The sequence below is a fragment of the Mesorhizobium sp. RCAM 06353 genome (genome assembly GCF_059683585.1).
Genome location: NZ_CM185031.1, coordinates 4,748,344 through 4,775,059 on the forward strand (window position 1 = coordinate 4,748,344; position 26,716 = coordinate 4,775,059).

Genomic DNA, 26,716 nt, shown 5'->3' on the forward strand with positions numbered 1-26,716 from the left:
TCATGACCATGACCTATTACACTCTCGGCAACAGCGGCCTCAGGGTCAGCCGGCTGGCGCTGGGCACGATGACTTTCGGCAAGGAATGGGGCTGGGGAGCCGACAGGGATACAGCCCGCGCGATGTTCGACGCCTATGTCGAGGCAGGCGGCAATTTCTTCGACACGGCGGACCTCTACACCGGCGGCACCGCCGAAGCCTGGCTTGGCGAATTCATCGCCGAGCGGGGCTTGCGCGACACCGCGGTGATCGCCAGCAAGTTCGCCATGAACATGCAGCCCGGCAATCCGAATGCCGGCGGCAACGGCCGCAAGAACATCATGCGGGCGGTGGATGCTTCGCTGAAGCGGTTGGGCACCGACTATATCGATCTCTATCTCATGCATGTGTGGGACAGGCTGACGCCGGCCGAAGAGGTCATGCGCACGCTGGATGACCTGGTGCGGATGGGCAAGGTGCGCCATGTCGGCCTGTCCGATGTGCCGGCCTGGTATGCGGGGCGGGCACAGGCGATCGCCGAGCTGCGCGGATATGAGCCGGTTTCGGCCTTGCAGCTCGAATACTCCCTGGCCGAGCGCGCGATCGAGAACGAGTTCGTGCCATTCGGCACCCGCCACGGCGCCGGCATCATGGTCTGGAGCCCGCTGGCCAGCGGACTGCTCAGCGGCAAGTATCGACCGGCTCAGGCCGGACCTGCCGGCCGGCTCGACGGTTTTCGCAATTCGACGCATCCGGGCTTCCAGAAGTTCACGGAGCGCAACTGGGCCATCGTGGCCGAGCTCGAGAAGGTCGCATCCGCGCTTGGCCGCAGCATGCCGCAGGTCGCGCTCAACTGGGTGGCGACGCAGCCAGGGATTGCCACCGTCATCCTCGGTGCGACGACGCTCAGCCAGATCAGGGACAATCTTGGCGCGCTGGATTTCGAGATTTCGGCAGGGCTTCGCGATCGGCTGGATTCGGTCAGCAGAACCCCGGCGCCGTTCCCCTATTCCTATTTCGGCTCGCACATACAAGCGCGCGTCACCGGCGGTGCTGCAACCGGCGACAAGCCCTCCGGCTACGCGTTGCCGGTGCTTGTGGAGGGCGTACCGGCCAGCGTGTCGACCAACTGATCGATCGGGCAGGATTGCCACAAATTTGCCGGTCGGGCGCCGCGTGACATCGCGGCGCCCTTCGTGTATCGGAACCCAGTGTTTTGGGATGGCGCCTGCGCGAATGCCTGTCCGAATACCACATGCAAAATGACGAGGACCAGATGACGGTGAAGCCCCTCTACCGACGTGTCTTGCTGAAAGCGTCGGGCGAAGCGTTGATGGGCGAACAGCATTTCGGCATCGATGTCTCGGTCGTCGATCGCATCGCCGCCGACATCGCCGAGGCCCGCGCGCTGGGCATAGAGGTCGGCGTCGTCATCGGCGGCGGCAATATCTTCCGCGGGGTGGCAGTCGCCTCCAAGGGCGGAGACCGCGTCACCGGCGACCATATGGGCATGCTTGCCACGGTCATCAACTCGCTGGCGCTGCGCACCTCGCTGCACAAAATCGGCGTCGACGCCGTCGTACTGTCCGCGATCGCCATGCCTGAGCTGTGCGAAAGCTTTTCGCAGCGCCAGGCAGACGCTTACATGAACCAGGGCAGGGTGGTGATCTTTGCCGGCGGCACCGGCAATCCGTTCTTCACCACTGATTCGGCCGCAGCGCTTCGCGCGGCTGAAATCGGCGCGGATGCGCTGTTCAAGGGCACGCAGGTCGATGGTGTCTACTCGGCCGATCCGAAGAAGGACCCGAACGCGACCCGTTTCGAGCGCATCAGCCATGGTGAAGTCATAAAACGCGGCCTTTCCATCATGGATACGGCTGCGATTGCACTTGCGCGCGAAAACAACATTCCGATAATCGTCTATTCGATCCACGAACAGGGTGGTTTCGGCGATATTCTGAGGGGCGGCGGCCGCTGCACGGTCGTCGCGGACGAGTGATCCGGGGTCTGATCCCCAAAAGACGGGAAACCGGCTTTCGAAAATCAGGCTCGAAGATGGGGCCTTTGCCCCAAAGCAGTGAACCCGCGTCAGACGGGTCGAGGAGACTAGGATGAGTGGTGAGTACGACGATCTCAAGCGGCGCATGGATGGGGCAATCGCCGCGTTCAAGCATGATCTGGCTTCGCTGCGGACCGGTCGCGCCTCCAGCAATCTGCTCGATGCGATCCAGGTGCAGGCCTATGGCACTTCCATGCCGATCAACCAGGTGGCCAACGTCTCGGTGCCGGAACCGCGCATGATCTCGGTGTCGGTCTGGGACAAGTCGATGGTCGGCGCCGTCGACCGCGCCATCCGCGAATCCAATCTGGGTTTCAACCCGATCGTCGACGGCACCAATCTCCGGATCCCACTGCCTGAGCTGAACGAACAGCGCCGCAAGGAACTGGTCAAGATCTCGCATGGCTATGCCGAGAACGCTCGTGTCGCCGCGCGCCATGTGCGCCGCGACGGCATGGACTTCCTGAAGAAGGCGGAGAAGGACGGCGACATCAGCGAGGACGATCAACGCAAGCGTTCCGACCAGGTCCAGAAGCTTACCGACGAAACGATCAGCACCATCGATCATCTGCTTTCCGATAAGGAAGCTGAAATCATGCAGGTTTAGGGTTGGCCGCCGGCTGACCCGAAAGCGAGATCATGACAACGCCCGCGCATGTCGCGATCATCATGGATGGAAATGGACGCTGGGCCAAGGCGCGCGGCATGCCGAGGCTTGCCGGTCATCGCGCCGGCGTCGAAGCCCTGCGCAAGACGGTGCGCGCGGCACCGGATCTCGGTATCTCCTTCCTGACTGTCTACGCATTCTCGTCGGAAAACTGGTCGCGGCCGAAGTCCGAAGTCAGCGACCTGATGGGGCTGTTGAAGCTGTTCATCCGTCGTGACCTTGCCGAACTGCACCAGAGCGGCGTGCGGGTCAGGATCATCGGCGACAGGGCGGGGCTGCAGGCTGACATCCGCGGGCTGCTCGACGAGGCCGAATCGCTCACCGCCCGCAACGAAGCGCTGACGCTGGTCATCGCCTTCAACTATGGCGGGCGCGACGAGATCGTTCGCACGGCGCGCAAACTTGCCGCGGCCGTGGCGCGGGGCGAAATCGAGGCCGAAGCGATCACCGCCGAAAGCTTTGCCGGCGGTCTTGACACGCAAGGCATTCCCGATCCGGAGCTGGTCATACGCACCAGCGGCGAGCTTCGCCTGTCCAACTTCCTCTTGTGGCAGGCCGCCTATAGCGAACTCGTCTTCCTGCCTTGCTATTGGCCCGACTTCAGCCGCGAGCACCTCGCCGAAGCCCTGCGCGAATTTGCCGGCCGCGAGCGCCGCTTTGGCGCATTGGGCCCGCAAGACGTCGCTTCGCGACCGGCCGCGGGATGAGCAACCTTCAGCTCCGCGTCATTTCAGCGGTCGTGCTTGCCGTCATCGCTCTTGGCCTGACCTGGCTTGGCGGCCTGCCTTTCCGACTGCTGTGTGCAGCCATGTCGGCGATGATCTTCTATGAGTGGACACGCATGTCGCGGCCGGCTGCTGCCAATGGGCTGGGCTTCCTGCCCGAGGCGTTGGTCGTCGTTTTCATTGGCGCCTTGATTGCCGGGCTTCCTGCCTTCCGGCTGCTGCTGCTTGTCGTGATTGTGATTGCCGCAACGGCGTTAGCCGCCCGGGTTCGCAAGACGGGGCAGTGGGAGGCGAGCGGTCTTGCCTATGCAAGCGTGTCCGGCCTGTCGCTTGCCCTGCTGCGCGATGGCGACCATTCGGGCCTCATCGCCATCCTGTTCCTATTCGCGGTGGTCTGGGCAACCGACATTTTTGCCTATTTCGTCGGGCGTGCCGTTGGTGGCCCCAAACTGGCGCCATCGATTTCGCCGGGCAAGACGCGCAGTGGCGCCCTCGGCGGCGCTGTCGGTGGCGTTGTCGCCGGGGTTATGCTGGCAGCTGCCGCCGGCGCCGGCAATCTGGCCCTGCTTGGCCTTGTGGCGCTTGTGCTTTCAATCGTCGCCCAGGCCGGCGACCTGTTCGAATCCTGGGTCAAACGGCGGCATGGTCGCAAGGATTCGGGCGTGCTCATTCCAGGCCATGGCGGCGTGATGGACCGTGTCGACGGGCTTGTCGCGGCGGCGTTCGCCCTATACGTCATTGGCTGGATTTCGGCGGGCGCCGATCATCCGGCACAGGGGCTGTTTCCGATTTGAACGATGTTGTTCCACCATCTGATGTGGGCGCCTTGGATTCGCCTGGATTGCTGTCACAGTCACGGCGCGACTGCGGAAGAATTTGAGGGCTTGAGTTGAACGGGATTCTTCACGCGATTTTCAGCACGGACGGCTTGCTTCTCGGCACACTCGTGCCGTTTCTCTTCGTCCTGACCGTGGTGGTGTTCGTCCATGAAATGGGCCACTACCTCGTCGGCCGCTGGTGCGGCATCGGGGTCAAGGCCTTCTCGATCGGTTTCGGTCCCGAACTCATCGGCTTCAACGACAGCCATGGCACGCGTTGGAAGCTCTGCGCCATACCGCTTGGCGGCTATGTCAAATTTGTCGGCGATATGAACGCCACCTCCAGCCAGCCGACGTCGGATGAGTTGGAAACGCTGACCGACGATGAGCGCAAGGTTGCCTTCCACACCCAGGCGATCTGGAAGCGCGCGGCGACGGTGGCGGCCGGGCCTCTGTTCAATTTCCTGCTAGCGATCGTCGTCTTTGCCGTCCTGTTTTCCACCTATGGTCGTTATGTCGCTGAGCCCATGGTGGCGGAAGTTACGGCAGACAGTCCGGCGGCGAAGGCGGGCATCCTGCCCGGCGACCGATTCGTCCGAGTCGACGGCGCCAAGGTGGAAACCTTTGGCGATGTGCAGCGGCTGGTTTCGGGCCGCGCCGGCGATACCATCACCTTTGTCATGCTGCGCGATGGCAAGGAAGTGACGGTGACCGCGACCCCTCAGCTGATGGAGCAGCAAGACGCGCTCGGCAACAAGATCAAGGTCGCCGTGATCGGCGTCGTCAACAACAAGGAACTCGGCCAGCCTCGTCTCATCACCTACACACCGGTCGGAGCGGTTGCGGCGGCAGTCGAGGAAACAGGCCACGTTATCGAGCGCACCGGCCAGTTCTTGCAGCGTTTCGTCGTCGGGCGCGAGGACAAGTGCCAGTTGGGCGGTCCCGTCAAGATCGCCGACATGGCCGGCAAGGCGGCCAAACTGGGTTTCGAATGGCTGGTGCAGCTCGTCGCGCTGCTGTCCGTGGGCATAGGTTTTCTAAACCTTCTGCCGATTCCCCCCTCGACGGCGGCCATCTCTTGTTCTACGGGGTGGAGGCCGTCATCCGCCGGCCGGTGTCCGAACGGATGATGGAAATGGCCTATCGGGCCGGTCTGCTTCTGGTCTTGTGCTTCATGGGTTTCGTGTTCTGGAACGATCTGTTTGGATGCTGAAATCATGAAGAAATTCGGCCTGGGCATGGTCGATGTTGAGACGCCGTTTACCATGCACGGGGATATGAGTGACGCGAAAGCCACGCACCAGGGTTAAGTAAATACAAATTAACCAGAAGCCTTGCGTGTAGGGAAAATCCGGTTAATACGGTAGGGGAAATTACCGCACGTCCGGTTTTCTCGCCGTGGGGACTACGAGAAAAGGTTATTAAGCCCGATGAAGGCAGCATCCAAGTTTCTAAACGCCGCGTCCGCGGCGGCACTGTCCGCGGCTCTGGTCGTACCAGGTGCGTTCGCAGTGCAATTCGTTGCCACATCGGCGGCTGAAGCCGCTGTCGTCAGCAGGGTGGAGGTGAGCGGCAACCAGCGTGTCGACGCCGATACCATCCGCAACTACATCACCATCAAGCCGGGCAAGGCTTTCTCCAGTTCTGATATCGACGCTGCGGTCAAGGCGCTGTTCGGCACCGGCCTGTTCTCGGATGTCCAGATCAACCAGGTCGGCTCGACGCTGGTGGTCAAGGTTGCCGAATACAAGGTCGTCAACCAGGTGCTCTTCCAGGGCAATAAGAAGATCAAGGACAATGCTCTGCAGATGGGGCTTCAACTGAAGCCGCGCGGCACGTTCTCGCAAGCGACCCTCGATTCCGACGTCGAAGCGATCAAGTCTGCCTACAGGCGTATCGGCCGCGACGATGCCGGCGTGACCGCGCAGGTCATGGACCTCGGTGACAATCGCGTGAATGTGGTTTTCAAGATTACCGAAGGCGACCGCACGCAGATCGCGGCGATCAATTTCGTCGGCAACAGCGCCTATTCGAGCCGCCGCCTGTCGGATGTGATCAACACCAAGCGCTCGTCCTGGATTTCGTTCGTCCTGCGCGATGACGTCTATGACGAGGACAAGCTGCGCGCCGACCAGGAGCTGCTGCGCCGCTTCTACTACAATCACGGCTACGCCGATTTCCAGGTCGTGTCGGCAGTCGGCGAACTCGACAATGCGACGAACAAGTACACGGTGACCATCACCGTCCAGGAAGGCGAGCGTTATAATTTCGGCGATATCAGCGTCGAAAGCACTATCCCGGAAGTCGATTCGAAGTCGCTGGAATCAGTGGTCGAGACCCGCAAGGGCGATGTCTACAACGCCAAGAATGTCGAGGACTCGATCATTGCCCTGACCGAGAAGGTTGCCGGTTCCGGTTACGCCTTCGCGCAGGTGACGCCGCGCGGCGATCGCAACTTCGAGAACCATACGATTTCGGTGGTCTATACGGTCGACCAGGGCACTAAGGCCTATATCGAGCGCATCGAGATCCGCGGCAACGATCGTACGCGCGACTATGTCATCCGCCGCGAATTCGATGTCAGCGAAGGCGATGCGTTCAATCAGGTCCTCATCCAGCGCGCGAAGAAGCGCCTGGAAGACCTGAATTACTTTGATAAAGTCGACATCTCCACGGTGCCCGGCTCGCAGCCCGACCAGGTCGTGCTGGTGGTGGACGTGGTCGAGAAGTCGACGGGTGAATTCTCTGTTGGCGCCGGCTATTCGACCGGTGGCGATTCGGCGGGTCCGTCCGTCGAAGGCTCGATCACCGAGCGCAACTTCCTCGGCCGTGGCCAGTACATCAAGCTGTCTGCCGGTGGCGGCAAGAACTCGCGCGACTACAGCCTGTCCTTCACAGAGCCGTATTTCCTCGGGCGGCGCATCGCCGCCGGCTTCGACATCTTCAAGTCGACGCGGGAGTACAACAACAACTACGACAGTGATACCACGGGCGCCACGATCCGCTTCGGACTGCCGATAACCAACAGCATCACGACCCAGTTGGCCTACAATATCTCTCAGGAGAAGTATAAGGTCGACAACAGTTGCGGTCCGACTAGCCCTGGAGATCCTGACGGCACCTGCAACATTTCGCAGGCTATCCTGGATGGCATAGAGCAAAGTCCCTGGATCAAGTCCTCGGTTAGTTTGGGGCTAGTCTACAACACCATCGACGACATGAAGAACCCGCACGAGGGTATTTTTGCCAACACGACGGTGGAAGTGGCCGGTCTCGGTGGCGATGCAAAGTTTGTGAAGATCACGGGACGCGGCAGTATTTATCAGACGCTGTCCGAGCAGCTTGATCTTGTTGGCCTCCTTTCGGGTGGCGCCGGTCATGTCGAGGGTTATGGGAGCGACGGCGATCTGCGCATCTTCGATCATTTCCAGAGCACGGATCGCATGATCCGCGGCTTTGCTTATGGCGGTATCGGTCCGGTCGCTTCCGGCACCAGCGGTGACCATCTCGGCGGTACGACCTATTTCAACGCTTCGGCGGAAGCGCAATTCCCGCTCCCGGTCGTTCCCGAGAGCTTCGGATTGCGTGGCGCGGTGTTCGCCGACGCGGCGACGCTCTATGGCAACAAGATCGCCGACCAGTCCTTGGTCGATCCGGCGTCGACCGGTTTGCAGGTGCGCGCCTCGGTCGGTCTCGGCCTGATGTGGGCTTCGCCGTTCGGTCCGATCCGTATCGACTATGCGATCCCGGTCAAGAAGGAAGCGAGCGACGACGTGCAGGAATTCAACTTCGGCATATCGACCCGCTTCTGATCGGCGGCCAACGATGCTCCCGGATTTTCTGGATCCGGGAGAAATGTTCCGACCTAGCTGGATATAGCTTCTGGAATGACCGATCCGGTGTTCTTCGCGCCATCACGCCGGTATACGGCGGCCGAAGTCGCGAATCTGACCGGCTCGGTGCTTGTCGATTCCGGCCACTCCGACGTTTCGATCTCGGCGCTGGCTCCGGCCAACGAAGGCGGTGCCAATGCGCTCGTCTTCGTCGATGGCAGGCGTAATTCCGCGCTGATGCCGTCGCTGCGGGCGGCCGCGGTCCTGTGCCCGGCGGAATTCGCCAACAAGGCACCGGCCGGTGTCGCCGTCCTGACCCATGCGCGTCCGCAACAGGCATTCGCGCTCGTCGGTCGACTGCTGTTTCCCACAGCCGCCACGCCGGGGCCAATGACCGGTGAAACCGGTGTTTCGCCGCATGCCTATATCGATCCGACCGCGCATATCGAAGCCGGCGCCATCATCGAAGCCGGCGTGGTCATCGGGCCAGGCGTCTCGATCGGCAGAGGCACCGTCATCGCGCCCAACGCGGTCATTGGACAGTTCTGCCAGATCGGCCGTGACGGCTATGTCGGCCCGGGTACCAGTATCCAGTATGCGCTGATCGGCAATCGGGTCATCATCCATGGCGGCGCCAGGATCGGCCAGGACGGCTTCGGCTTTGTGGGCGGCGCCAAGGGGCCGGAACGCGTTCCCCAGATCGGACGGGTTGTCATCCAGGACGATGTCGAGATTGGCTCCAATTCGACCGTCGACCGCGGCGCCATGTCGGATACGATCATCGGTCAGGGCACCAAGATCGACAATCTCGTGCAGATCGCCCATAACGTCCGCATCGGTCGCAATTGCATAGTTGCCGGGCTTTCAGGTATTTCCGGTTCCGTGGTCGTGGGTGACAATGTCACGATGGGCGGCGGTGTCGGGCTTGCGGATCACTTGACCATCGGCTCAGGAGCCAAGCTTGCCGCCAGAAGTGGATTTATGAGCAATGTCCCTGCCGGCGAAATATGGGGCGGTTATCCGGCACAGCCGATGGCGGAAGCCATGCGAGAGATAGCCATGTTGCGCACGATGGCCAGGGCACGCAAGCAGGGCAAGGACAATGGCTGATATGGTGGCGGCAACGACGCTGGAAGCGGTCGATATAATGGGGCTGATGAAGCTTCTGCCGCACCGCTATCCCTTCCTGATGATCGACCGCATCGTCGACATCGATGGTGACGATTCTGCCGTCGGCATCAAGAACGTCACCATCAATGAGCCGCATTTTCAGGGGCACTTCCCGGAGCAGCCGGTGATGCCGGGCGTGCTGATCGTCGAGGCCATGGCGCAGACGGCAGGCGCCATTTGCATCCGCAGCCTTGGGGCGTCGAAACCGTCGCTGGTCTATTTCCTGACCATCGACAACGCCAAATTCCGCAAACCGGTCGTTCCCGGCGACCAGTTGAAGATCCATGTCAAGAAAATCAAGAAGCGCGGCAACCTGCTCAAATTCGCCTGCGAAGCCCTGGTCGATGGCACCAAGGCAGCCGAGGCCGAGATTTCAGCCATGATGGTCACCAGCGACTGACGATCGAGTGCTTATGAACATCAAGACTTCAATCCATCCTTCCTCCGTTGTGGAAGAAGGCGCTCAAATCGGCCAAGGCGTGCGCATAGGGCCGTTCTGCCATATCAGCGCCGATGCCGTGATCGGCGATGGTGTCGAGCTGGCCAGCCATGTCTCCGTCATGGGTGCGACCACTATCGGCGCCTCGACAAAGGTCTATCCGATGGCAACATTGGGCGCGCCGCCGCAAAACACCAAGCACAAGGGCGGTCGCACCACGCTGGTCATCGGCGCCAACTGCACCATCCGCGAAGGTGTGACCATGCATGTTGGCACCGATACCAGCCGCGGCGAGACGACGGTGGGCGACAACGGCAATTTCCTTGCCTACGCCCACATCGCCCATGATTGCGTCGTCGGCAAGAACGCCACCTTCGCCAATGGTGCGACGTTGGGCGGACACTGCGAGATCGGCGACAATGTCTATATAGGCGGCCTCAGCGCCGTTCATCAATTCGTACGTGTCGGCGACAATGCCTTTCTTGGTGGGTGCTCGGCGTTTGTTGGTGATGTCATTCCCTATGCCATCGCCGTTGGCAACCGCGCCAGCTTGCGCGGCTTGAACATTATCGGCCTCAAGCGCGCCGGCCTGCCGCGATCCGAAATCTATCTGTTGCGCAAAGCTTACAGGACGATCTTCGACCGCTCCCGCACTGTTGGCGAGAACATCGAACTCGCCAAGGCCGAGTTCGCCTCTTCGCCGACCGCCATGAAGATCATCGATTTCATCTCCAGTCGCGGCAAGCGGCACTATGCGGTGCCATCGCTCAAGGGCGGCGATGGCGATGATACTGATGATGAAGACTGAGACAGCTTCTTCTGGTCTTGGTCTCCCGCCAGGTGCCAGGGTCGGCATCATCGCCGGCGGTGGCAGCCTTCCGGTCGAAGTCGCGGCCGGCTCGGCCGGGCAGGGTTATCCGCCCTTCATCGTCCTCATGGAAGGCGAAGCCGACCGTCTGCCGGAATTGTGCCGGTATGAGCATGAGACCCTTGCCCTGGAGGCAATCGGCTCGCTTGTTCCATTGCTCAAACGCCACCGGATTACCCATCTGGTGCTTGCCGGCGAGATCAAGCGCCGGCCAAGGTTGACACGTCTTCGCCCCAGTTTCAGCCTGCTCGCGGTCATACCGGTTGTCGTGATGGCACTAGCACGCGGCGACGACGGCCTGCTGAAGGTCGTAGCGCGAGGCTTGGAGGCGCGTGGAATAAAGGTCGTAGGGGCCCACGAAATCGTTCCGACCCTTGCAGCTGCCGAAGGCGTGTTGACGAAAGCAGCGCCTAGGGATTCGGATCGGCGCGACATCGAAGCCGGACTTGCTGCGGCGAAGGCCATCGGGGCGCTGGATATCGGCCAGGCAGCTATAGCGGTGGGCGGCCGCGTCATCGCGCTGGAAGGCATCGAGGGGACTGCAGGATTGCTCGACCGCGCAAAACTGTTGCGAGGCCACGGCCGTATCGCAGGCAAGACCCGCGGCGTGCTGGTCAAATGCGCCAAGCCCGGCCAGGAACTGCGCGCGGACCTTCCGTCCATAGGACCGCAGACGGTCGAATCGGCGCATGCGGCCGGGCTCGTCGGCATTGCCGTCGAAGCGGGACGCTCGCTGATCCTTGAAGGTCCAGCAACCCTGGCGCGCGCCAATGAGCTTGGTCTGTTCATCGTCGGCCTGGCCGCGGCGGAGCCCGCGCATGGCTGACAAGGCGCTGAAAATCGCGATCGTTGCCGGTGAAGAATCAGGCGATCTGCTTGGCGCCGACATCGTGCGTTCGCTCCGCCAGGCAACCGGCCGCGAGGTGCAACTCGTCGGCCTCGGCGGCCGGCATCTCAGTGAATTGGGCCTAGTGTCGCCCTTTGATGCCGGCGAGATCGCGCTGATGGGTTTCAGTGCCGTCCTGCGCGATCTGCCGCGCCTTTTCAGGCGGATCGGCCAGCTGGCCAAAACCATCGCCGAGGAAAAGCCGGATTGCCTGATCACCATCGACAGCCCGGACTTCTCCTTGCGCGTCGCCAGGAAGGTGCGTGCTGCCAATCCGTCGATACCGATCATCCACTATGTCTGCCCGAGCGTCTGGGCCTGGCGGCCGGGCAGGGCGGTGGCGATGAAGCCCTATGTCGACCATATCCTCTGCATCCTGCCGTTCGAGGTGAAGGAGCTCGAGCGGCTGGGCGGCCCGCCCGGCACCTATGTCGGGCATCGCCTGACGCATGATGCGGGTGTGCTTGCCGCCGGGAAGGCGCAGGCTTTGCCGCGCGATCTCGCCCAGGACCGCATCAAGACATTGCTTGTCCTGCCCGGCTCGCGGCGCAGCGAGGTGCGGCGGCTGGTCGATACGTTCGGCGAGACCGTGTCGATGCTGCGCGCGCGGGGGCATCGCTTGCGGCTCCTTTTGCCGACGGTTCCGCATGTCGCCGACCTCGTCAAATCCTCGGTCAACCGTTGGGATGAAAAGCCCGAAATCCTCGTTGATCCCCAACGCAAATGGCAGGCTTTCGGCAAGGCCGATGCCGCGCTGATCGCATCGGGGACCGTCTCGCTGGAATTGGCGCTGGCCGGTGTGCCGATGGTCTCGTGCTATAGGCTCGATCCCATCGCCCGTGCCGTTGCGCCCTATTTCGTTTCCGTCTGGTCGGCGCTGCTGCCCAACCTGATCTCGGATCGCGCTTTGATCCCGGAGTTCTACAACGAGTATGTCAAGCCGAACAATCTGGCGCGCCAGTTGGAAGCGCTGTTCACCGACACGGGCATGCGCGCCTGGCAGAAAGACGGGTTTGCCGAGATCGCGCGGCGCATGGCGACGGACAAGCCGTCGGGCGAGATCGCGGCGGGCATCGTGCTTCGTCAAATAAAAAAGGCGCCCTGACAGGCGCCTTTTTCGGTCCAGACAGCTTCGATCAGCGCTTGGCGATCGGTACGTAGTCGCGCTCCGGCGCACCGGTGTAGAGCTGGCGCGGGCGGCCGATCTTCTGGCGCGGATCCTCGATCATCTCCTTCCACTGCGCGATCCAGCCAACGGTGCGGGCGACCGCGAACAGCACGGTGAACATGGTGGTGGGGAAGCCGAGCGCCTTCAGCGTGATGCCCGAGTAGAAGTCGACATTCGGGTACAGCTTCTTCTCGATGAAATAGGGATCGGTCAGCGCGATCTTTTCCAGCTCCATCGCGATGTCGAGCAACGGATCGTCCTTGATGCCGAGCTCACCCAGAACCTCGTGCGCCGTCTTCTGCATGATTTTCGCGCGAGGATCGTAGTTCTTGTAGACGCGGTGGCCAAAGCCCATCAGCCGGAACGGATCGTTCTTGTCCTTGGCGCGGGCGATGAATTCCGGGATGTGATCGACATGGCCGATCTCGCCCAGCATGTTGAGCGCGGCTTCATTGGCACCGCCATGGGCCGGGCCCCACAGGCAAGCGATTCCGGCGGCGATGCAGGCGAACGGGTTGGCGCCCGACGAGCCGGCGAGACGAACCGTCGAGGTCGAGGCATTCTGCTCATGATCGGCGTGCAGGATGAAGATGCGCTCCATGGCGCGCGCCAGCACCGGGTTGATCTTGTACTCCTCGCACGGCACGGCAAAGCACATATGCAGGAAGTTTGCCGCGAAACCGAGATCGTTCTTCGGGTAAATGAAGGGCTGGCCGATGTGGTACTTGTAGGCCATGGCCGCGATCGTCGGCATCTTGGCGATCAGCCGCATGGAGGCGACCATGCGCTGGTACGGGTCGGAAATGTCGGTGGAGTCGTGATAGAAGGCCGACAGCGCGCCGACCACGCCGCACATCACCGCCATCGGGTGCGCATCGCGGCGGAAGCCGGTGAAGAAGCGCGACATCTGCTCGTGCACCATTGTGTGGCGCGTCACGCGGTAATCGAAATCGTCCTTCTGCGCCTTGGTCGGCAGTTCGCCGTAGAGCAGGAGATAGCAGACTTCGAGGAAGTCGCCGTGTTCGGCCAGCTGGTCGATCGGATAGCCGCGGTGGAGAAGAATACCGGCATCGCCGTCGATGAAGGTGATTTCGGACTCGCAGCTTGCGGTCGAGGTGAAGCCGGGGTCGTAGGTGAAGGCGCCGGTCGTGCTGTAGAGCGATGCGATGTCGATGACATCGGGTCCCACCGAGCCGCTTCGCACCTTGAATTCATGGGTCTTGCCGGCGAATTCGAGCGTTGCCGTAGCCTCTTGGTTCGCGCCGCCCACATCCAGTTTTTTCGCAGCTTCGGTCATTGCAAACTCCTTCTTGTTTCCTCATGCCGGCAAAGGCAAATTCTGCAGAGAGCGACACGTCGAAATCACCGCAATGCGTGTATTCGCCACCGCATTCTAGGAGGTGCGTGCCAGATTGGGCCAGAGCCTAATGTTGCACTGCGAAACGCGCCTTTCAATGCCAATCTTCTTGGGCCAGTTTGCTCCTAATCGATTTGATCCGCTATGCGCGCCAGGCTCTCTTCGCGCCCAAGCACGGCAAGCACGTCGAACACGCCCGGCGAGGTGCTTTTGCCGGTCAGCGCGGCCCGCAAAGGCTGGGCAACGGCGCCAAGCTTGTGGCCACCAGACAGCGCATACTCGCGGATCGCGGCTTCTGCCGCGGCAGCCGTCCAGTCACTTGTAAGCGCGTACAAAGCTTTGTGAGCGCCACGCAGGATCTTGCGGGCATCGTCATTGAGCAGGAGTGCCGCCTTGTCGTCCATCGGCAGCGGCCGTGTGGCAAACAGGAAGGCGGCGCCATCGACGAGCTCGACCAGCGTCTTGGCGCGCTCCTTCAGGCCCGGGAGGGCCGCCAGCAACTGCGCCTTGTTCCTGTCGTCGAGACGCGCGGCCATTGCCGGGCCACCCTCGAGATAGGGCAAGGTGGCGATGAAGATATCGAACAGTTCGGCATCGGCCATGCGGCGCATATGCGCGCCGTTGATCGCCTCCAGCTTGGCGAAGTCGAAGCGGGCCGCGCCCTTGTTGACGTCGCCAATATCGAACCAGGAGACCATGTCCTTGATCGACATGATCTCGTCATCGCCGTGGCTCCAGCCGAGACGCGCCAGATAGTTGAGCAGCGCTTCCGGCAGGTAGCCCATGGCGCGATAGGCCTCGACGCCGAGCGCGCCGTGGCGCTTCGACAGTTTGGCGCCGTCGGCGCCATGGATCAGCGGGATGTGCGACATCGACGGCACATTCCAGCCCATGGCGTTGTAGATCACGGTCTGGCGGGCGGCATTGGTCAGGTGGTCGTCGCCACGGATGATGTGCGTGACACCCATGTCGTGGTCATCGACGACGACGGCATGCATGTAGGTTGGGTTGCCGTCCGAACGCAGGATGATGAAGTCGTCGAGATCCTTGTTGGGGAAGCGCACCTCGCCCTGGACGCGGTCGTGGACGATCGTCTCGCCCTCGGTCGGCGCCTTGATGCGGATGGCGCCCTTGACACCGGCAGGTGCCTCGGATGGGTCGCGATCGCGCCACTGGCCGTTGTAGCGCGGTGGCAATCCCTTGGCCCGGGCCGCCTCGCGCATGGCCTCCAACTCGGCAGGTGTCTCGTAGCTATAATAGGCTTTGCCCAGGCGCACGAGTTCCTCGGCGACCTCGCGGTGGCGCGGCGCACGCTCGAACTGCGATATCGCCTCACCGTCCCAGGAAAGCCCAAGCCAGGTCAGCCCGTCCAGAATGGCCTGGGTAGCCGCCTCGTTGAAGCGTTCGCGGTCGGTATCCTCGATGCGCAGCACCATCGTGCCGCCGGTGTGCTTTGCGTACAGCCAGTTGAACAGCGCCGTTCGCGCGCCGCCGATGTGCAGGTAGCCGGTGGGCGAGGGGGCAAAACGGGTGACGACCTTGTCGGACATGGAGCTCTCGGAAACCATCTGAAGCGGGGTGCGGCTGCGCGGACTTTCGCGCGTTGCGCGTTCATGTAGCATAGGGCGTCAGGGGTGCAAGGGGCAGACCCGATGGCTGGACGAGACCGGGGCGCGGATCGGGGCGAGGACGCTGGTGTTGGCGTCAGCGAACGGTCTCTGTTTGCGATCCCGCCGCCAGCCTCGCTGCCCCCATCGCCTCTCGTGTCTGCGCCCGGCAGCCATCCGCTGCAGGCAGATATACCAGTTCCAGTTCCATCCGTTGCCTCGGGCAGGATTGCGCGTCTCCGACGGCAACTCGGCCAGGTTTCCCTGCCTCGTCTGCGCCACAGCGTGGCTATCGCGGCGGAGCTGGAATTTGATCGGGGCATCGCCTTCCTGCTGGTGCCGGTCTGTCTGGCCGCTGGAGCGATCGGCTATTATTCGCTGGCAGTGGAGCCTGATTTTGCAAAACCTGTCGCGGTCGTCGTGCTGATGGCGATCTGCGCGCTTGTTTCGCGTTCCTGGCCGAAAACCCATCTGGGCTTCATGGCGGCCTTGTTGTGCGCGCTTGGCCTGCTTGCCGCGAAGGTCGAGACATGGCGGGCGGGTACCCAGATGCTGGGTTCGGAAATATCGACTGAACTGACCGGCCGCGTGGTCTCACGGGAGCAGATGGAGACCGGCCGCATTCGGCTGACCATAGACGTGACGTCGACCGCACGGCCCAGACTGCGCTATGCGCCGGAAAGGGTCCGGCTTTCGGCACGCAGTATTCCGGCGGAAATGACTGCCGGCTCCCTGGTCACCGGCTACGCCAAACTGTTGCCGCCGACTGGTCCGGTGCGGCCGGACAGCTATGATTTCTCCTTCGACAGCTATTTCGCCGGCATCGGCGGCAGCGGCTTCTTTCTCGGCAATCCCAAGCTTGTCTCCGCCGACGACGGCGAGATGCCGCTCTCGTCCCGGCTTTTCTCCGGGATTGAAAACGCCCGCGAAGCGATCGCCGACCATATCAGGGCCACGGTCGGCGGTGCTGAAGGCGAGATCGCGGCAGCGCTGATCGTTGGTGTCCGCGCGGGCATTCCCGACGACATCAACGAAGCGATGCGGCGCACCGGCATCTATCACATCATCTCGATTTCCGGGCTGCATATGGCGCTTGTCGCCGGCACCATTATGGGTCTGCTGCGCGGCGCCTTCGCGCTGTTTCCGGATTTTTCCGCGCGGCGGCCGGTGAAGAAATACGCTGCTGCCGCAGCACTGGTCTCGATCGCCGCCTATCTCGTCATTTCCGGCGTCGTCGTTGCCGCCGAGCGCAGCTTCATCATGCTGGCGGTGATGCTGATTGCCGTCCTGTTCGATCGCGCGGCGCTGACCATGCGCAATCTGGCGATCTCGGCGATCGCCGTCATCGTGGTGTCGCCGCACGAAGTGGTCGGCCCGAGCTTCCAGATGTCGTTCGCCGCGACCGCGGCATTGGTTGGCGCCTATGCCGGTTGGGCGGATCACCATGCGGGAAAGACAAGACCGCCACCGCCAAAGCGATCCCTGCCGAGCTTTCTCACGCGAAAATTTCTGCTGGCGACGGGCGGATTGGCCATGACCTCCATCATCGCCGGCTGCGCCACGGCGCTGTTTGCCATCTGGCATTTCCAGCGGGTGTCGCCGCTCAGCCTGTTCGCCAACCTAGCCGTTATGCCGATCGTGTCGGTCGTGATGTTCCTGGCCGTTGCCAGCGCGTTGCTGATGCCGTTCGGATTGGATGCACCATCCCTTTACCTGATGGGCAAGGGTCTGACGGCGATGATCGCCATATCGGCGTGGATTTCGGAACGCTCTCCAGTCGATGCGGTCGGGCTGATCTCGCAGCAATCCGTCCTGCTGGTGACCGTCGCCCTGGTTATCGCGACGATGGCGACGACCTGGCTGCGGCTCGCAGCGCTGCCATTCGCGCTTGCCGGCCTGTTGACGGTGTCGGCTACACGCACGCCGGATGTGCTGATCTCGGAAGATGCGCGGCTGGTCGCGCTGCCGATCGGTGGCGGCGAACTCGCGGTCAGCCGGGCTCGCCCGAACGAGTTCACCGTCGACAATTGGAAACGCGCGCTGACTTCCGAAACCATCGTCGTGCCGGAGATGTTCAACAAGGCGGAGGGACAATTCGACATTGCCGATGCGGTCAACCTGCCGCCGGGAGCACCGTTCTATTGCACGGACGGCGTCTGTCTCGCCCGGCACCCGTCCGGCGCGATCATCGCGTATGTCGAAGATCGCAAGGACACATGGAAGGCCTGCGGTTTCGCAGACCTGATCGTCGTCAATGACGCGACGGGCTATGACGCCTGTCACAATCCGCTTGTTCTCGTCGTCACCAAACGGCAGCTCGCACGCAAGGGCAGTGCTGCTGTCTTCTTCGACCGCCAATCAGCGACCGGTCCGCCAATCGTCAGCTTCGCGGTGGATGGCCCGTATCGGCCCTGGCATGCGCAGCGCAAATATTCACGTGAGGCGAGAGGGCTGTTGCCCTGGCGCAAACCCGAAAAGCCGGCCGCTCCTGCTCAGTAGCGCCGGATCAGCCCGACGAGCTTGCCTTGTACCTTGACCCTGTCGGGGCCGAAAATACGCGTCTCGTAGGCCGGATTGGCGGCTTCAAGCGCGATCGAGGCACCCTTGCGGCGAAACCGCTTCAGCGTCGCTTCCTCTTCATCCACGAGCGCCACGATGATCTCGCCAGGCTGGGCGGTATCGGCGTTGCGGATGATGACGGTATCGCCATCGAAGATGCCGGCCTCGATCATCGAGTCGCCCTTGACCTCCAGCGCATAGTGCTCACCACCCATGATCATGTCCGGCGGCACCGAGATAGAATGCGTCTGATGCTGGATGGCATCGATCGGCACACCGGCGGCGATACGCCCCATCACCGGGATCGACACGGCGGAAACCACATCGTCGTCATTGCCGGCCGCGGGCAAACGCGACGATGCCGGCTTGATCTGACGGCCAAGGCCGCCCTGACCGAGGCTGCCCTGGATGACGCTTGGCGAGAATTTCTTTGCCGCGTTGAGGCCGGGCGCTATCGAATCCGGCAGCCGCAGCACTTCCAGCGCGCGTGCACGGTTGGGCAGCCGGCGGATGAAACCGCGTTCCTCCAGCGCCGTGATCAGGCGATGGATCCCTGACTTGGAGGCGAGATCGAGCGCTTCCTTCATCTCGTCGAAGGAGGGCGGAATGCCGCTTTCCTTCAGCCGTTCATGAATGAACATCAAGAGTTCATGTTGCTTACGCGTCAGCATGGCAGCCCCCAAGGCTTGAACAAAAGGTCTGAACCAGAATCGAAAAACAAACCCAGAACAAACACTATCTGTTCCAGTTGTGTTCTGCAACCGTTTAAAGTTTAGTGAATTTGTTAAGATGTCTGAAATTTTTTGCCCCTGGCTGCGTACGGCAATCGACCACCTCCGCCGCTGGCGTGCGCATTGAAATCGTTTTGGTTAATAGCCTGTGGCCTACCCCTGGATGCGCTTTGGCACCAGGCGTTTCAAAGGCGTTCGCGAGGTGGATTTGTATGGCTTATAGAGCCATTTCCGGCGGAACGAAACGAAATCAAAACGCCAACAATCACTGGCTCCGGGGCGGACACAGGCCGCGGGGATCTGGACGCCGCGCAAGCGTCATCCGGAAACCGATTTCAGGCTGCCGGCGCGTGCGGTGGAGGTGTTGGTGCCGCTGTCTTCGCTGTGAACATAGACATGCAGCGTGTAGCCGATATGCGCCGTCATCAGTGCCTTTGCCCGCTCGACGTCGCGATCGAGCGCCGCTTCCATGAGCGCGGTGTGGTGTTCGATTGCGACCGCCTGGCGCAACGCTTCCACGGCTTCCTCATAACCATGCTGCAGGCCGGCGGCTGCCCGCAGCGTTGGCGCCAGGACGAGAAAACGGTGATGGCGACGCAACTGATCCGCGATCGTGGAATGGAAAGTCAGCAGCCAGGGCGATGCTGCCGCGCTGAGCAGGGCTGCGTGGAAAGCCTCGTGCTTTTCATCCCATTCGTCGACCACTGCGTCGGATGGATCGTCGACCGCAGTCTTGCAACGCGACAACCGGTAATGCGCGGCGACGACGGCGTTTTCCCAATCGTGGCCACCTTTCTCGATCGATTGCTGGAGCAGTGGCAGTTCGACGACACACCTGGCGCGCGACAGGTCTTCCAATTCGATGCGCGAAACCGGGGCGACGGCAAAGCCACGATTGCTGATGGAAGTCACCAGGCGCTCCGCCTCCAGTCGCGACAGCGCTTCACGCAACGGTGTCCAGCCAATGCCATAGCTGTTGCGCAGCGCGCTGAGCTTGAGCGGCGCGCCAGGCCGCAGACGGGTCGTGAGGATATCGCGACGCAGCAGCCTGTAGGCCGCTTCCGTCTTCGAGAGTCCTTCGTCCAGCATCTTGTCTCATCCTTGGACTGCCACGCCAACGATTATATATGAAAGCCTTCCATGGCGTAAATTATATATAATGTTTGACAGGGTCTGGCCGACTGCCCATGATCGGCCAGCCGATTTCACCTGACGTGTTCATCTGGGCGCGCCTATGCGCGAAGGACAATCGATCATGAATGCAACGCTCGATCTCGCAGCAGTCGAAGCCATGGATGCGGCGGATCCGCTGCGTGCCATGCGCGACCGGTTCATTTTGCCGGAAGGCGTGATCTATCTCGACGGCAATTCGCTGGGCGCCGCGGCACCCGCCGTCTTCAACGAACTGCACAAGGCGGCGACGCAGGAGTGGGCGCAAGACCTGATCCGTGCCTGGAACACCGCCGGCTGGTTCGATATGCCGGTCGCGCTTGGCGATCAGCTCGGGCGCCTGATCGGAGCGGCGAGGGGCCAGACGGTGGTCTGCGATACGACCTCGATCAACATCTACAAGGTGCTGCATGCCGCACTCAACATGCGGCCGGACCGCTCGGTCATCGTTGCCGAGGGCGACAGCTTTCCGACCGATCTCTATATGGCCGAAGGCGTGGCCTCGACGCGGCCGGGCACGGTGCTGCGGCTCGAAGGCGTCGATGCATCAACCATTGAAGAGCTGATCGACGAGCGCGTCGCGGTCATCCTGGTCAACCACGTCAATTACAAATCCGGGCAGTTGCGTGACATGGCCGCGCTGACGCGCAAGGCCCACCAGGCTGGCGCGCTGATCGTCTGGGATCTCTGCCACACGGCCGGCGCCTTGCCGGTCGAGCTCGACAGCGCCAATGCCGATTTCGCCATCGGTTGCACCTACAAATATCTCAATGGCGGCCCGGGCGCGCCGGCCTTTGTCTATGCCGCCACACGCCATCACGACGATGTCCATCAGCCGCTCAGCGGCTGGTGGGGCCATGCGCGGCCGTTCGCTTTCGAACAGGGTTTTGCTGCCGGCATCGGTATCCGCAGGTTCCTGTGTGGAACCCAGCCGATGTTGTCGATGCGGGCGCTCAAGGGCGCGCTGGATATCTGGGACGATGTCGACATGGCAGAGGTGCGCAGGAAGAGCATCGCCTTAACCGACTTGTTCATCCAGCTCGTCGAAACCAGATGCGGCGCCTACGGTCTCGAACTCGAAAGCCCGCGAGATGGCAATGCGCGCGGCAGCCAGGTGTCGTTCCTCCACCCGCATGGCTACCAGGTGATGCGAGCCCTGATCGAGCGCGGCGTGATCGGTGATTTTCGCGCACCCTCGACCATCCGCTTCGGCTTCACGCCGCTTTATGTCGGCTACCGGGACGTCTGGCAGGCGGTCGAGGTGCTGGAGGACATTATGCGCACCGGCGCCTGGCAGGACGCCCGCTTCGCCGTCAAGACGGCGGTGACCTGAGAGAGGTCAAAGCCGGGTGCGAACCGTCCACAGTTCGGGAAACAGCACGACCTCGAGCATCTTCTTGAGATAGGACGCGCCTGATGTGCCGCCGGTGCCGCGCTTCAGACCGATGATGCGCTCGACCGTGGTGACGTGGTTGAAGCGCCAGCGGCGGAAATAGTCCTCGAAATCGACCAGCTTCTCGGCCAGCTCGTAGAACATCCAGTAGCGCTGCGGGTCGCGGTAGACGGTCTGCCAGGCGACCAGGACTTCTTCATTTTCGGTTCGCGTCTCGCGCCAGTCGGTGCGCCTGGCGTCGGCGCCGATGTCGAATCCATTGCGCGCCAAAAGCAGCAGGGCTTCATCGTAAAGCGACGGCTCAGCCAGGATCGCCTCCAGCTTCTGGCTCAGGTCCGGCCGGTGTTTGTGCGGGCCGAGCATTGCGAGGTTGCGGTTGCCGGCCATGAACTCGATGGCGCGATACTGCCAGGACTGGAAGCCGGAGGATTGGCCGAGTGCGTCGCGGAACTCGGTGTATTCGCTTGGTGTCATCGTGCGCAGCACGTCCCAGGCGTTGTTGAGCTGCTCGAAGATGCGGGCGACGCGCGACAGCATCTTGAAGCTCGGCTCGAGCCGATCGGCACGGATGGAACGGATCGCGGCGCCGATCTCGTGCAAAGCGAGCTTCATCCAGAGTTCGGAGGTCTGGTGCTGGATGATGAACAGCATCTCGTCATGCGCCGACGACAGCGGTGTCTGTGCCTCCAGGACTTTCTCCAAATGCAGATAGTCGCTGTAGGACATGCGCTCCTTGAACGACATCTGTGCGCCTTCGGACGCCGGATCGTAGGGCTCGCTCAATTGATTTTCTCCGTGCGCAGCCGGAAGCGCTGAATCTTGCCGGTCTGGGTCTTGGGCAGCGCGGCGATGAATTTGACCGAGCGCGGATATTTGTAGGGCGCGATCGTTGCCTTGACGTGGTCCTGCAGACGCTTGACGGTCAGCGCATCCGGTGCCACGCCCTGTACAAGCACGACATGCGCCTCGACGATCTGGCCGCGTTCGCCATGCTCGGCGCCGATGACAGCGCATTCGGCGACGTCGGGATGCGACAGCAGCGCTGCCTCGACCTCGGGCCCGGCAATGTTGTAGCCGGCGCTGACGATCATGTCGTCGGAGCGCGCGGCGAAATGGAAGAAGCCGTCCTCGTCCTGGGTAAAAGTGTCGCCGGTGAGGTTCCAGCCGTCGCGCACATACTCCTTCTGCCTGTCGTCGGCCATGTAGCGGCAGCCGGTCGGGCCGCGCACCGCCAGCCGTCCGGCCTCGCCACGCGGCACCTCGCGCATCGCATCGTCGACGATGCGCGCCTCGTAGCCGCCGACTGGTTTGCCTGTGGAAGCAGGCTTCATGTCACCAAAACGGTTGGAGATGAAGATGTGCAGCATTTCGGTGGCGCCGATGCCGTCGAGGATCGGCTTGCCGGTTTTCTCAGTCCATTCTTCGAAGACCGGAGCCGGCAACGTCTCGCCGGCCGAGACGGCGACGCGCAGCGATGACAAATCGGCGCCTTCATCCATGGCCTTCAGCATGGCACGGTAGGCGGTCGGCGCGGTGAAGGAAATGGTCGCTTTGTAGGTCTCGATGATATGGATCATGTTGGGCGGCGTCGCCTGTTCCAGCAGCGTTGCCGCCGCGCCGAAGCGTAGGGGAAAGATGGCGAGGCCGCCAAGGCCGAAGGTGAAGGCGAGAGGCGGTGAGCCGACGAAGATATCGTCCGGCGTCACCTGGAGGATTTCGCGCGCATAGGCGTCGGCGATGATCAGCAGGTCGCGGTGGAAATGCATCGTCGCCTTCGGCACACCCGTCGTACCGGAGGTGAAGCCGAGCAGCGCGACGTCGTCGCGGCCGGTGTTGACGGCGGTGAAGATGACCGGCTTGTCGAGGGCGGCGCGATCGAGTTCGGCGTCATGGTTGGCGGTGCCGTCGAAGCCGATGACCTGCTTCAGGAACGCGCTGTCCTTGGCGCAGGCGGTCATCTCATCCATCAGTCTGGTATCGCAAAGCGCTGTGGTGATCTCCGCCTTGTCGACGATCTTGGTGAGTTCGCCGGCGCGCAGCATCGGCATGGTGTTGACGACCACGGCTCCGACCTTGGTGGCGGCTAGCCAGCAGGCGACCATTGCGGGGTTGTTGGCGGAGCGGATCAGCACCCGGTTGCCCGGTTTGACGCCGTAATTCTCGACCAGCGCGTGCGCCAGCCTGTTCGTCCAGTCGGACAGTTCCTTGTAGGTGCGGCGGCGGCCATTGCCGATCAGCGCGGTGTGGTCGCCGAGGCCCTTCTCGACCAGCCTGTCGGTCAGTTCGACGCCGGCGTTGAGACGTTCTGGATAGTCGAAGCCGTCGAGCAGGAACTCAGGCCATTCACCCGGCGGCGGGAGGTGATCGCGCGTGAACGTGTCGATATGCGCTGAAGGCCCAAGCATCTCGCCGCCATCCCATTTGCTGCCTGGCCAGTGCGCGAAGCACCTGTCCGAGGTGGTGGATCTGAAGTTCCCGTCTTTTCTCGAGAGGCTTCGTGCAGCCAGCTACACCTGTTCGACGACGCCACCCGGAAAGGATGCACATCCGCAGGTTTCAGGACAGCACAGCAGACCTCCCATTGTCAGCTGTTCGTCGGGCAGGATCGCACCAGTCGAAATTTGTTTCAAGCCTAAAATGTTTTTGCCTGGAGCATTGACGCATGGCATGGTGGCGGCCATTGCTAGCCCGAAACGATGCCTCTTCTGGGGAGGGTGCCGATGCCTAGACATCGCATTGCCGATTGGGACAATGCCTACGCCAACGGCGCCAATATCGCCGGCAGCGACCGGTGGCCGGCTGCCTGGACGGAACCGGCGCAAGCCTTTCGTGACGCACTGTCGGCACAGGGCCGGGCACACCTCGACATCGCCTATGGCGACCGACCGCGCAATCGGTTCGATCTTTTCCTGCCCGATGCCGCCCCGAAGGGACTCGTGGTGTTCATCCATGGCGGCTACTGGCTGGAGTCCGACAAGAGCGGCTGGTCGCACCTCGCCAAGGGCGCTGTCGGCAACGGCCTTGCCGTGGCGATGCCGTCCTACACGCTGTGCCCGGACATCCGCATCGCCGGCATCGTCCGCGAAATCGGCGCGGCGATCGGCAAGGCGGCAGCCATGGTTGACGGGCCGCTGATGCTCACCGGACATTCGGCCGGAGGACATCTCGCCAGCCGCATGGTGACCACATCCACGCCTCTGGCCACCGATGTTGTCCGGCGTATACGCAACGTCGTCTCGATTTCAGGCCTGCATGACCTGCGCCCACTTATGTTCACCGGGCACAATGCGGCATTGGCAATTGATGAAGCCGAAGCCTTGGCGGAAAGCCCGGCGCTACTGCGCCCCATGGATGGTCTTCGCATCACCTGCTGGGTCGGCGGTGGTGAGCGCTCGGAGTTCCTGCGCCAGAATGCGCTGCTGGCCAACATCTGGACCGGCCTTGGCGCCACCACCAGCGCTGTGGTCGAGCCCGACCGGCATCACTACGACATTGTCGATGGGCTTGCCGATCCGGCGCATGCACTGACACGAACCTTGATCTCGGAATAACCGAGATCATTTTTTTGCATATTATCAGTGATTTATGTGGCGCTGCTTCAGCGCAACATCAGAACGCTGCAGGAATCTCCGGCAGCGGAAGCAGGGGCGAACGGGGGCCGCACGACCAACCCGTTGGCGTCGGCCAGCATCCTCAGCATCGAAGAATCCTGGATGCTGAACGGCGTCGCCACCAGCCCGCCATCATCCTCCCTGACCACCGCTCGCACATAATCCTGGCGCAGATCATTGGCCGGCATTGAAGCGCCCAGCCGTGCCTGACGGATGTCCTGACGATGATTGCGGCCACCGAGCCTTGCCAGAAGCGGCTTCAGGAACAGTTGCGAGCAGACCAGGCTTGCCACCGGGTTGCCGGGCAAGCCGATACACCTGATGTCGCCGAGGCGGCCGAACATCAGCGGCTTGCCGGGACGCATGGCGATCTTCCAGAAGCCGAGCGTCATGCCTTCGCCGGTCAGCACGTCATGGATCAGGTCGTGGTCGCCGACCGAGGCGCCGCCGAGCGTGACGATGACATCCGCACCGGCCGCGACCGCTTTTTGCACCAGCGCGGCAATTGCCTCCTCGCGATCGGCGGCAATGCCGAGATCGAGGGCACGAGCGCCGACCGATTGCGCGGCAGCGGCGACGCCATAGGCGTTGGACGAGATGATCTGGTCCGGCCCGAGCTCGCTGCCCGGTGGCAACAACTCGTCGCCGGTGGCGATGATGGCGACCAGCGGCCGGTTGACCACTGTGACCGCGGGATGGTTGGCCGATGCCACCAGTGAAAGCGCCGCCGGGTCGAGCAAGCGGCCTCTTTCCAGCAGCACGTCGCCTTTGGAAAAGTCGAGGCCGATGCGGCGGATGTTGCGCCACTGCGCCGTCGGCTCGACCACTTCGATATTGCCGCTTCCAAGATCCCGGACGTTTTCCTGGATGACGATGGTGTCGGCGCCGTCGGGCAGCGGCGCCCCGGTGAAGATGCGCACCGCCTGGCGCTCGCCGACCGAGCCGTCAAAACCACGTCCGGCCGGCGCCATGCCGATCACCGAAAGTCGCGACGGCGCCGACGCGACATCGACTGCGCGGGTGGCATAGCCGTCCATGGCCGAGGCATTGAAGGGCGGCTGGGTGCGCAGCGCCACGACAGGCTCCGCCAGCACACGATCGACCGCCTCGAAGAGGGAAACGCTTTCGCCACCCAGGGGTGCTGCGCCATCCAGCAGGCGTTCGAGCGCCTCCGCGACGGGAACCAGCACCATCAGGCGCCGACCTTGTAGTCGCCCGACTTGCCGCCGGTCTTTTCGACCAGCCGGATGCCGGAGATGACCATGCCGCGGTCCACCGCCTTGGCCATGTCGTAGATGGTCAGGCAAGCCACGGAAGCGGCAGTCAACGCTTCCATCTCGACGCCGGTCTTGCCGGTGACACGGGCCAGCGCGGTGACCTTCAGGCCGGGCAGCGTATGGTCGGGCTCGATGTCGACGGAAACCTTGGTGAGGAGCAGCGGATGGCAGAGCGGGATCAGCTCATGCGTCTTCTTCGCCGCCATGATGCCGGCGATGCGCGCGGTGCCGAGCACGTCACCTTTCTTGGCGTTGCCGGCGAGAATGGTCTTCAGCGTCTCGGGCTGCATCGAGACGAAACCCTCGGCGATCGCGGTTCGCGTCGTCTCGTCCTTGTCGCCGACATCGACCATGTTGGCCTCGCCCTGCGCGCCGAGATGGGTGAGGGCTGATGTCATC

The 26,716-nt window shown here is 62.5% G+C and carries 23 protein-coding genes and 1 pseudogene; 15 read left to right on the plus strand and 9 right to left on the minus strand.

Annotated elements, in window-relative coordinates:
* Positions 1 to 2 precede the first annotated feature (2 nt).
* From AC56QX_RS22870 to lpxB, 12 genes and pseudogenes are all read left to right on the plus strand, one after another.
* A complete protein-coding gene (locus AC56QX_RS22870; RefSeq protein WP_497110773.1) occupies positions 3 to 1,112 on the plus strand; it encodes an aldo/keto reductase in 1,110 nt (369 codons plus the stop codon).
* A gap of 143 nt (positions 1,113 to 1,255) precedes the next feature.
* Positions 1,256 to 1,978, plus strand: coding sequence for a UMP kinase (pyrH, locus tag AC56QX_RS22875; RefSeq protein WP_477440590.1), 723 nt, complete (start codon positions 1,256 to 1,258; stop codon positions 1,976 to 1,978).
* Between the two features lie 112 nt (positions 1,979 to 2,090).
* Complete coding sequence (frr, locus tag AC56QX_RS22880) at positions 2,091 to 2,645, plus strand: ribosome recycling factor (protein WP_111546531.1); 555 nt, start codon at positions 2,091 to 2,093, stop codon at positions 2,643 to 2,645.
* 32 nt (positions 2,646 to 2,677) lie between these two features.
* Positions 2,678 to 3,412 (plus strand): isoprenyl transferase, encoded by a 735-nt coding sequence (locus tag AC56QX_RS22885; RefSeq protein WP_497110774.1) that lies wholly within the window; start codon positions 2,678 to 2,680, stop codon positions 3,410 to 3,412.
* Positions 3,409 to 4,224 (plus strand): phosphatidate cytidylyltransferase, encoded by an 816-nt coding sequence (locus tag AC56QX_RS22890; RefSeq protein ID WP_497110775.1) that lies wholly within the window; start codon positions 3,409 to 3,411, stop codon positions 4,222 to 4,224. The genes AC56QX_RS22885 and AC56QX_RS22890 overlap by 4 nt, the downstream gene beginning before the upstream one ends.
* A 95-nt stretch (positions 4,225 to 4,319) precedes the next feature.
* A pseudogene (gene rseP / locus AC56QX_RS22895) lies at positions 4,320 to 5,461 on the plus strand (RIP metalloprotease RseP).
* A 217-nt stretch (positions 5,462 to 5,678) separates the two neighbouring features.
* Positions 5,679 to 8,060 (plus strand): outer membrane protein assembly factor BamA, encoded by a 2,382-nt coding sequence (gene bamA, locus AC56QX_RS22900; protein ID WP_497110776.1) that lies wholly within the window; start codon positions 5,679 to 5,681, stop codon positions 8,058 to 8,060.
* A 75-nt stretch (positions 8,061 to 8,135) separates the two neighbouring features.
* Positions 8,136 to 9,191 carry a UDP-3-O-(3-hydroxymyristoyl)glucosamine N-acyltransferase gene (gene lpxD / locus AC56QX_RS22905; RefSeq protein WP_497110777.1) on the plus strand — a complete coding sequence of 352 codons (1,056 nt, stop codon included), beginning with the start codon at positions 8,136 to 8,138 and terminating at the stop codon, positions 9,189 to 9,191.
* Entirely contained in the window at positions 9,184 to 9,651 is a 468-nt protein-coding gene (fabZ, locus tag AC56QX_RS22910; RefSeq protein WP_027044543.1) for a 3-hydroxyacyl-ACP dehydratase FabZ, read from the plus strand. The genes lpxD and fabZ overlap by 8 nt, the downstream gene beginning before the upstream one ends.
* A gap of 13 nt (positions 9,652 to 9,664) precedes the next feature.
* Positions 9,665 to 10,498: an acyl-ACP--UDP-N-acetylglucosamine O-acyltransferase gene (lpxA, locus tag AC56QX_RS22915; RefSeq protein WP_497110778.1), complete on the plus strand. Its 834-nt coding sequence runs from the start codon at positions 9,665 to 9,667 to the stop codon at positions 10,496 to 10,498.
* A complete protein-coding gene (locus AC56QX_RS22920) occupies positions 10,470 to 11,384 on the plus strand; it encodes an LpxI family protein (RefSeq protein WP_497110780.1) in 915 nt (304 codons plus the stop codon). Before lpxA ends, AC56QX_RS22920 begins: the two co-directional genes overlap by 29 nt.
* Positions 11,377 to 12,549 (plus strand): lipid-A-disaccharide synthase, encoded by a 1,173-nt coding sequence (gene lpxB, locus AC56QX_RS22925; RefSeq protein WP_497110781.1) that lies wholly within the window; start codon positions 11,377 to 11,379, stop codon positions 12,547 to 12,549. The genes AC56QX_RS22920 and lpxB overlap by 8 nt, the downstream gene beginning before the upstream one ends.
* A 31-nt stretch (positions 12,550 to 12,580) precedes the next feature.
* On the opposite strand, the gene gltA is transcribed toward lpxB, so the two are convergent.
* Positions 12,581 to 13,909 (minus strand): citrate synthase, encoded by a 1,329-nt coding sequence (gltA, locus tag AC56QX_RS22930; protein ID WP_475450725.1) that lies wholly within the window; start codon positions 13,907 to 13,909, stop codon positions 12,581 to 12,583.
* Positions 13,910 to 14,094: 185 nt separating this feature from the next.
* Positions 14,095 to 15,519: a glutamate--tRNA ligase gene (gene gltX / locus AC56QX_RS22935; protein WP_497110782.1), complete on the minus strand. Its 1,425-nt coding sequence runs from the start codon at positions 15,517 to 15,519 to the stop codon at positions 14,095 to 14,097.
* 102 nt (positions 15,520 to 15,621) lie between these two features.
* Here gltX and AC56QX_RS22940 point away from each other — a divergent pair, with 102 nt between their 5' ends.
* Complete coding sequence (locus AC56QX_RS22940) at positions 15,622 to 18,075, plus strand: ComEC/Rec2 family competence protein (protein WP_497110784.1); 2,454 nt, start codon at positions 15,622 to 15,624, stop codon at positions 18,073 to 18,075.
* Here AC56QX_RS22940 and lexA read toward each other — a convergent pair.
* Positions 18,069 to 18,806, minus strand: a complete 738-nt coding sequence (gene lexA, locus AC56QX_RS22945) for a transcriptional repressor LexA (protein ID WP_477440499.1) — start codon at positions 18,804 to 18,806, stop codon at positions 18,069 to 18,071. The genes AC56QX_RS22940 and lexA overlap by 7 nt on opposite strands.
* Positions 18,807 to 19,184: 378 nt before the next feature.
* A complete protein-coding gene (locus AC56QX_RS22950) occupies positions 19,185 to 19,955 on the minus strand; it encodes a GntR family transcriptional regulator (RefSeq protein WP_497110786.1) in 771 nt (256 codons plus the stop codon).
* A 166-nt stretch (positions 19,956 to 20,121) separates the two neighbouring features.
* On the opposite strand from AC56QX_RS22950, the gene kynU reads away from it, so the two are divergent.
* Positions 20,122 to 21,369: a kynureninase gene (gene kynU / locus AC56QX_RS22955; protein WP_497110787.1), complete on the plus strand. Its 1,248-nt coding sequence runs from the start codon at positions 20,122 to 20,124 to the stop codon at positions 21,367 to 21,369.
* 6 nt (positions 21,370 to 21,375) lie between these two features.
* On the opposite strand, the gene kynA is transcribed toward kynU, so the two are convergent.
* The 3 genes from kynA to AC56QX_RS22970 form a co-directional block, all read right to left on the minus strand.
* The gene (kynA, locus tag AC56QX_RS22960) at positions 21,376 to 22,212 is read right to left on the minus strand and encodes a tryptophan 2,3-dioxygenase (RefSeq protein WP_497110789.1); all 837 of its coding nucleotides are present in this window, start codon (positions 22,210 to 22,212) and stop codon (positions 21,376 to 21,378) included.
* Positions 22,209 to 23,834, minus strand: coding sequence for an AMP-binding protein (locus tag AC56QX_RS22965; RefSeq protein ID WP_497110790.1), 1,626 nt, complete (start codon positions 23,832 to 23,834; stop codon positions 22,209 to 22,211). The genes kynA and AC56QX_RS22965 overlap by 4 nt, the downstream gene beginning before the upstream one ends.
* A gap of 102 nt (positions 23,835 to 23,936) precedes the next feature.
* Positions 23,937 to 24,110: a hypothetical protein gene (locus tag AC56QX_RS22970; protein WP_497110791.1), complete on the minus strand. Its 174-nt coding sequence runs from the start codon at positions 24,108 to 24,110 to the stop codon at positions 23,937 to 23,939.
* 39 nt (positions 24,111 to 24,149) lie between these two features.
* On the opposite strand from AC56QX_RS22970, the gene AC56QX_RS22975 reads away from it, so the two are divergent.
* Positions 24,150 to 24,980 carry a hormone-sensitive lipase gene (locus AC56QX_RS22975; RefSeq protein ID WP_497110793.1) on the plus strand — a complete coding sequence of 277 codons (831 nt, stop codon included), beginning with the start codon at positions 24,150 to 24,152 and terminating at the stop codon, positions 24,978 to 24,980.
* 47 nt (positions 24,981 to 25,027) lie between these two features.
* On the opposite strand, the gene AC56QX_RS22980 is transcribed toward AC56QX_RS22975, so the two are convergent.
* Complete coding sequence (locus AC56QX_RS22980) at positions 25,028 to 26,233, minus strand: molybdopterin molybdotransferase MoeA (RefSeq protein WP_497110794.1); 1,206 nt, start codon at positions 26,231 to 26,233, stop codon at positions 25,028 to 25,030.
* Positions 26,233 to 26,715 carry a cyclic pyranopterin monophosphate synthase MoaC gene (moaC, locus tag AC56QX_RS22985; protein WP_497110795.1) on the minus strand — a complete coding sequence of 161 codons (483 nt, stop codon included), beginning with the start codon at positions 26,713 to 26,715 and terminating at the stop codon, positions 26,233 to 26,235. The genes AC56QX_RS22980 and moaC overlap by 1 nt, the downstream gene beginning before the upstream one ends.
* Between the last annotated feature and the right edge of the window lies 1 nt (position 26,716).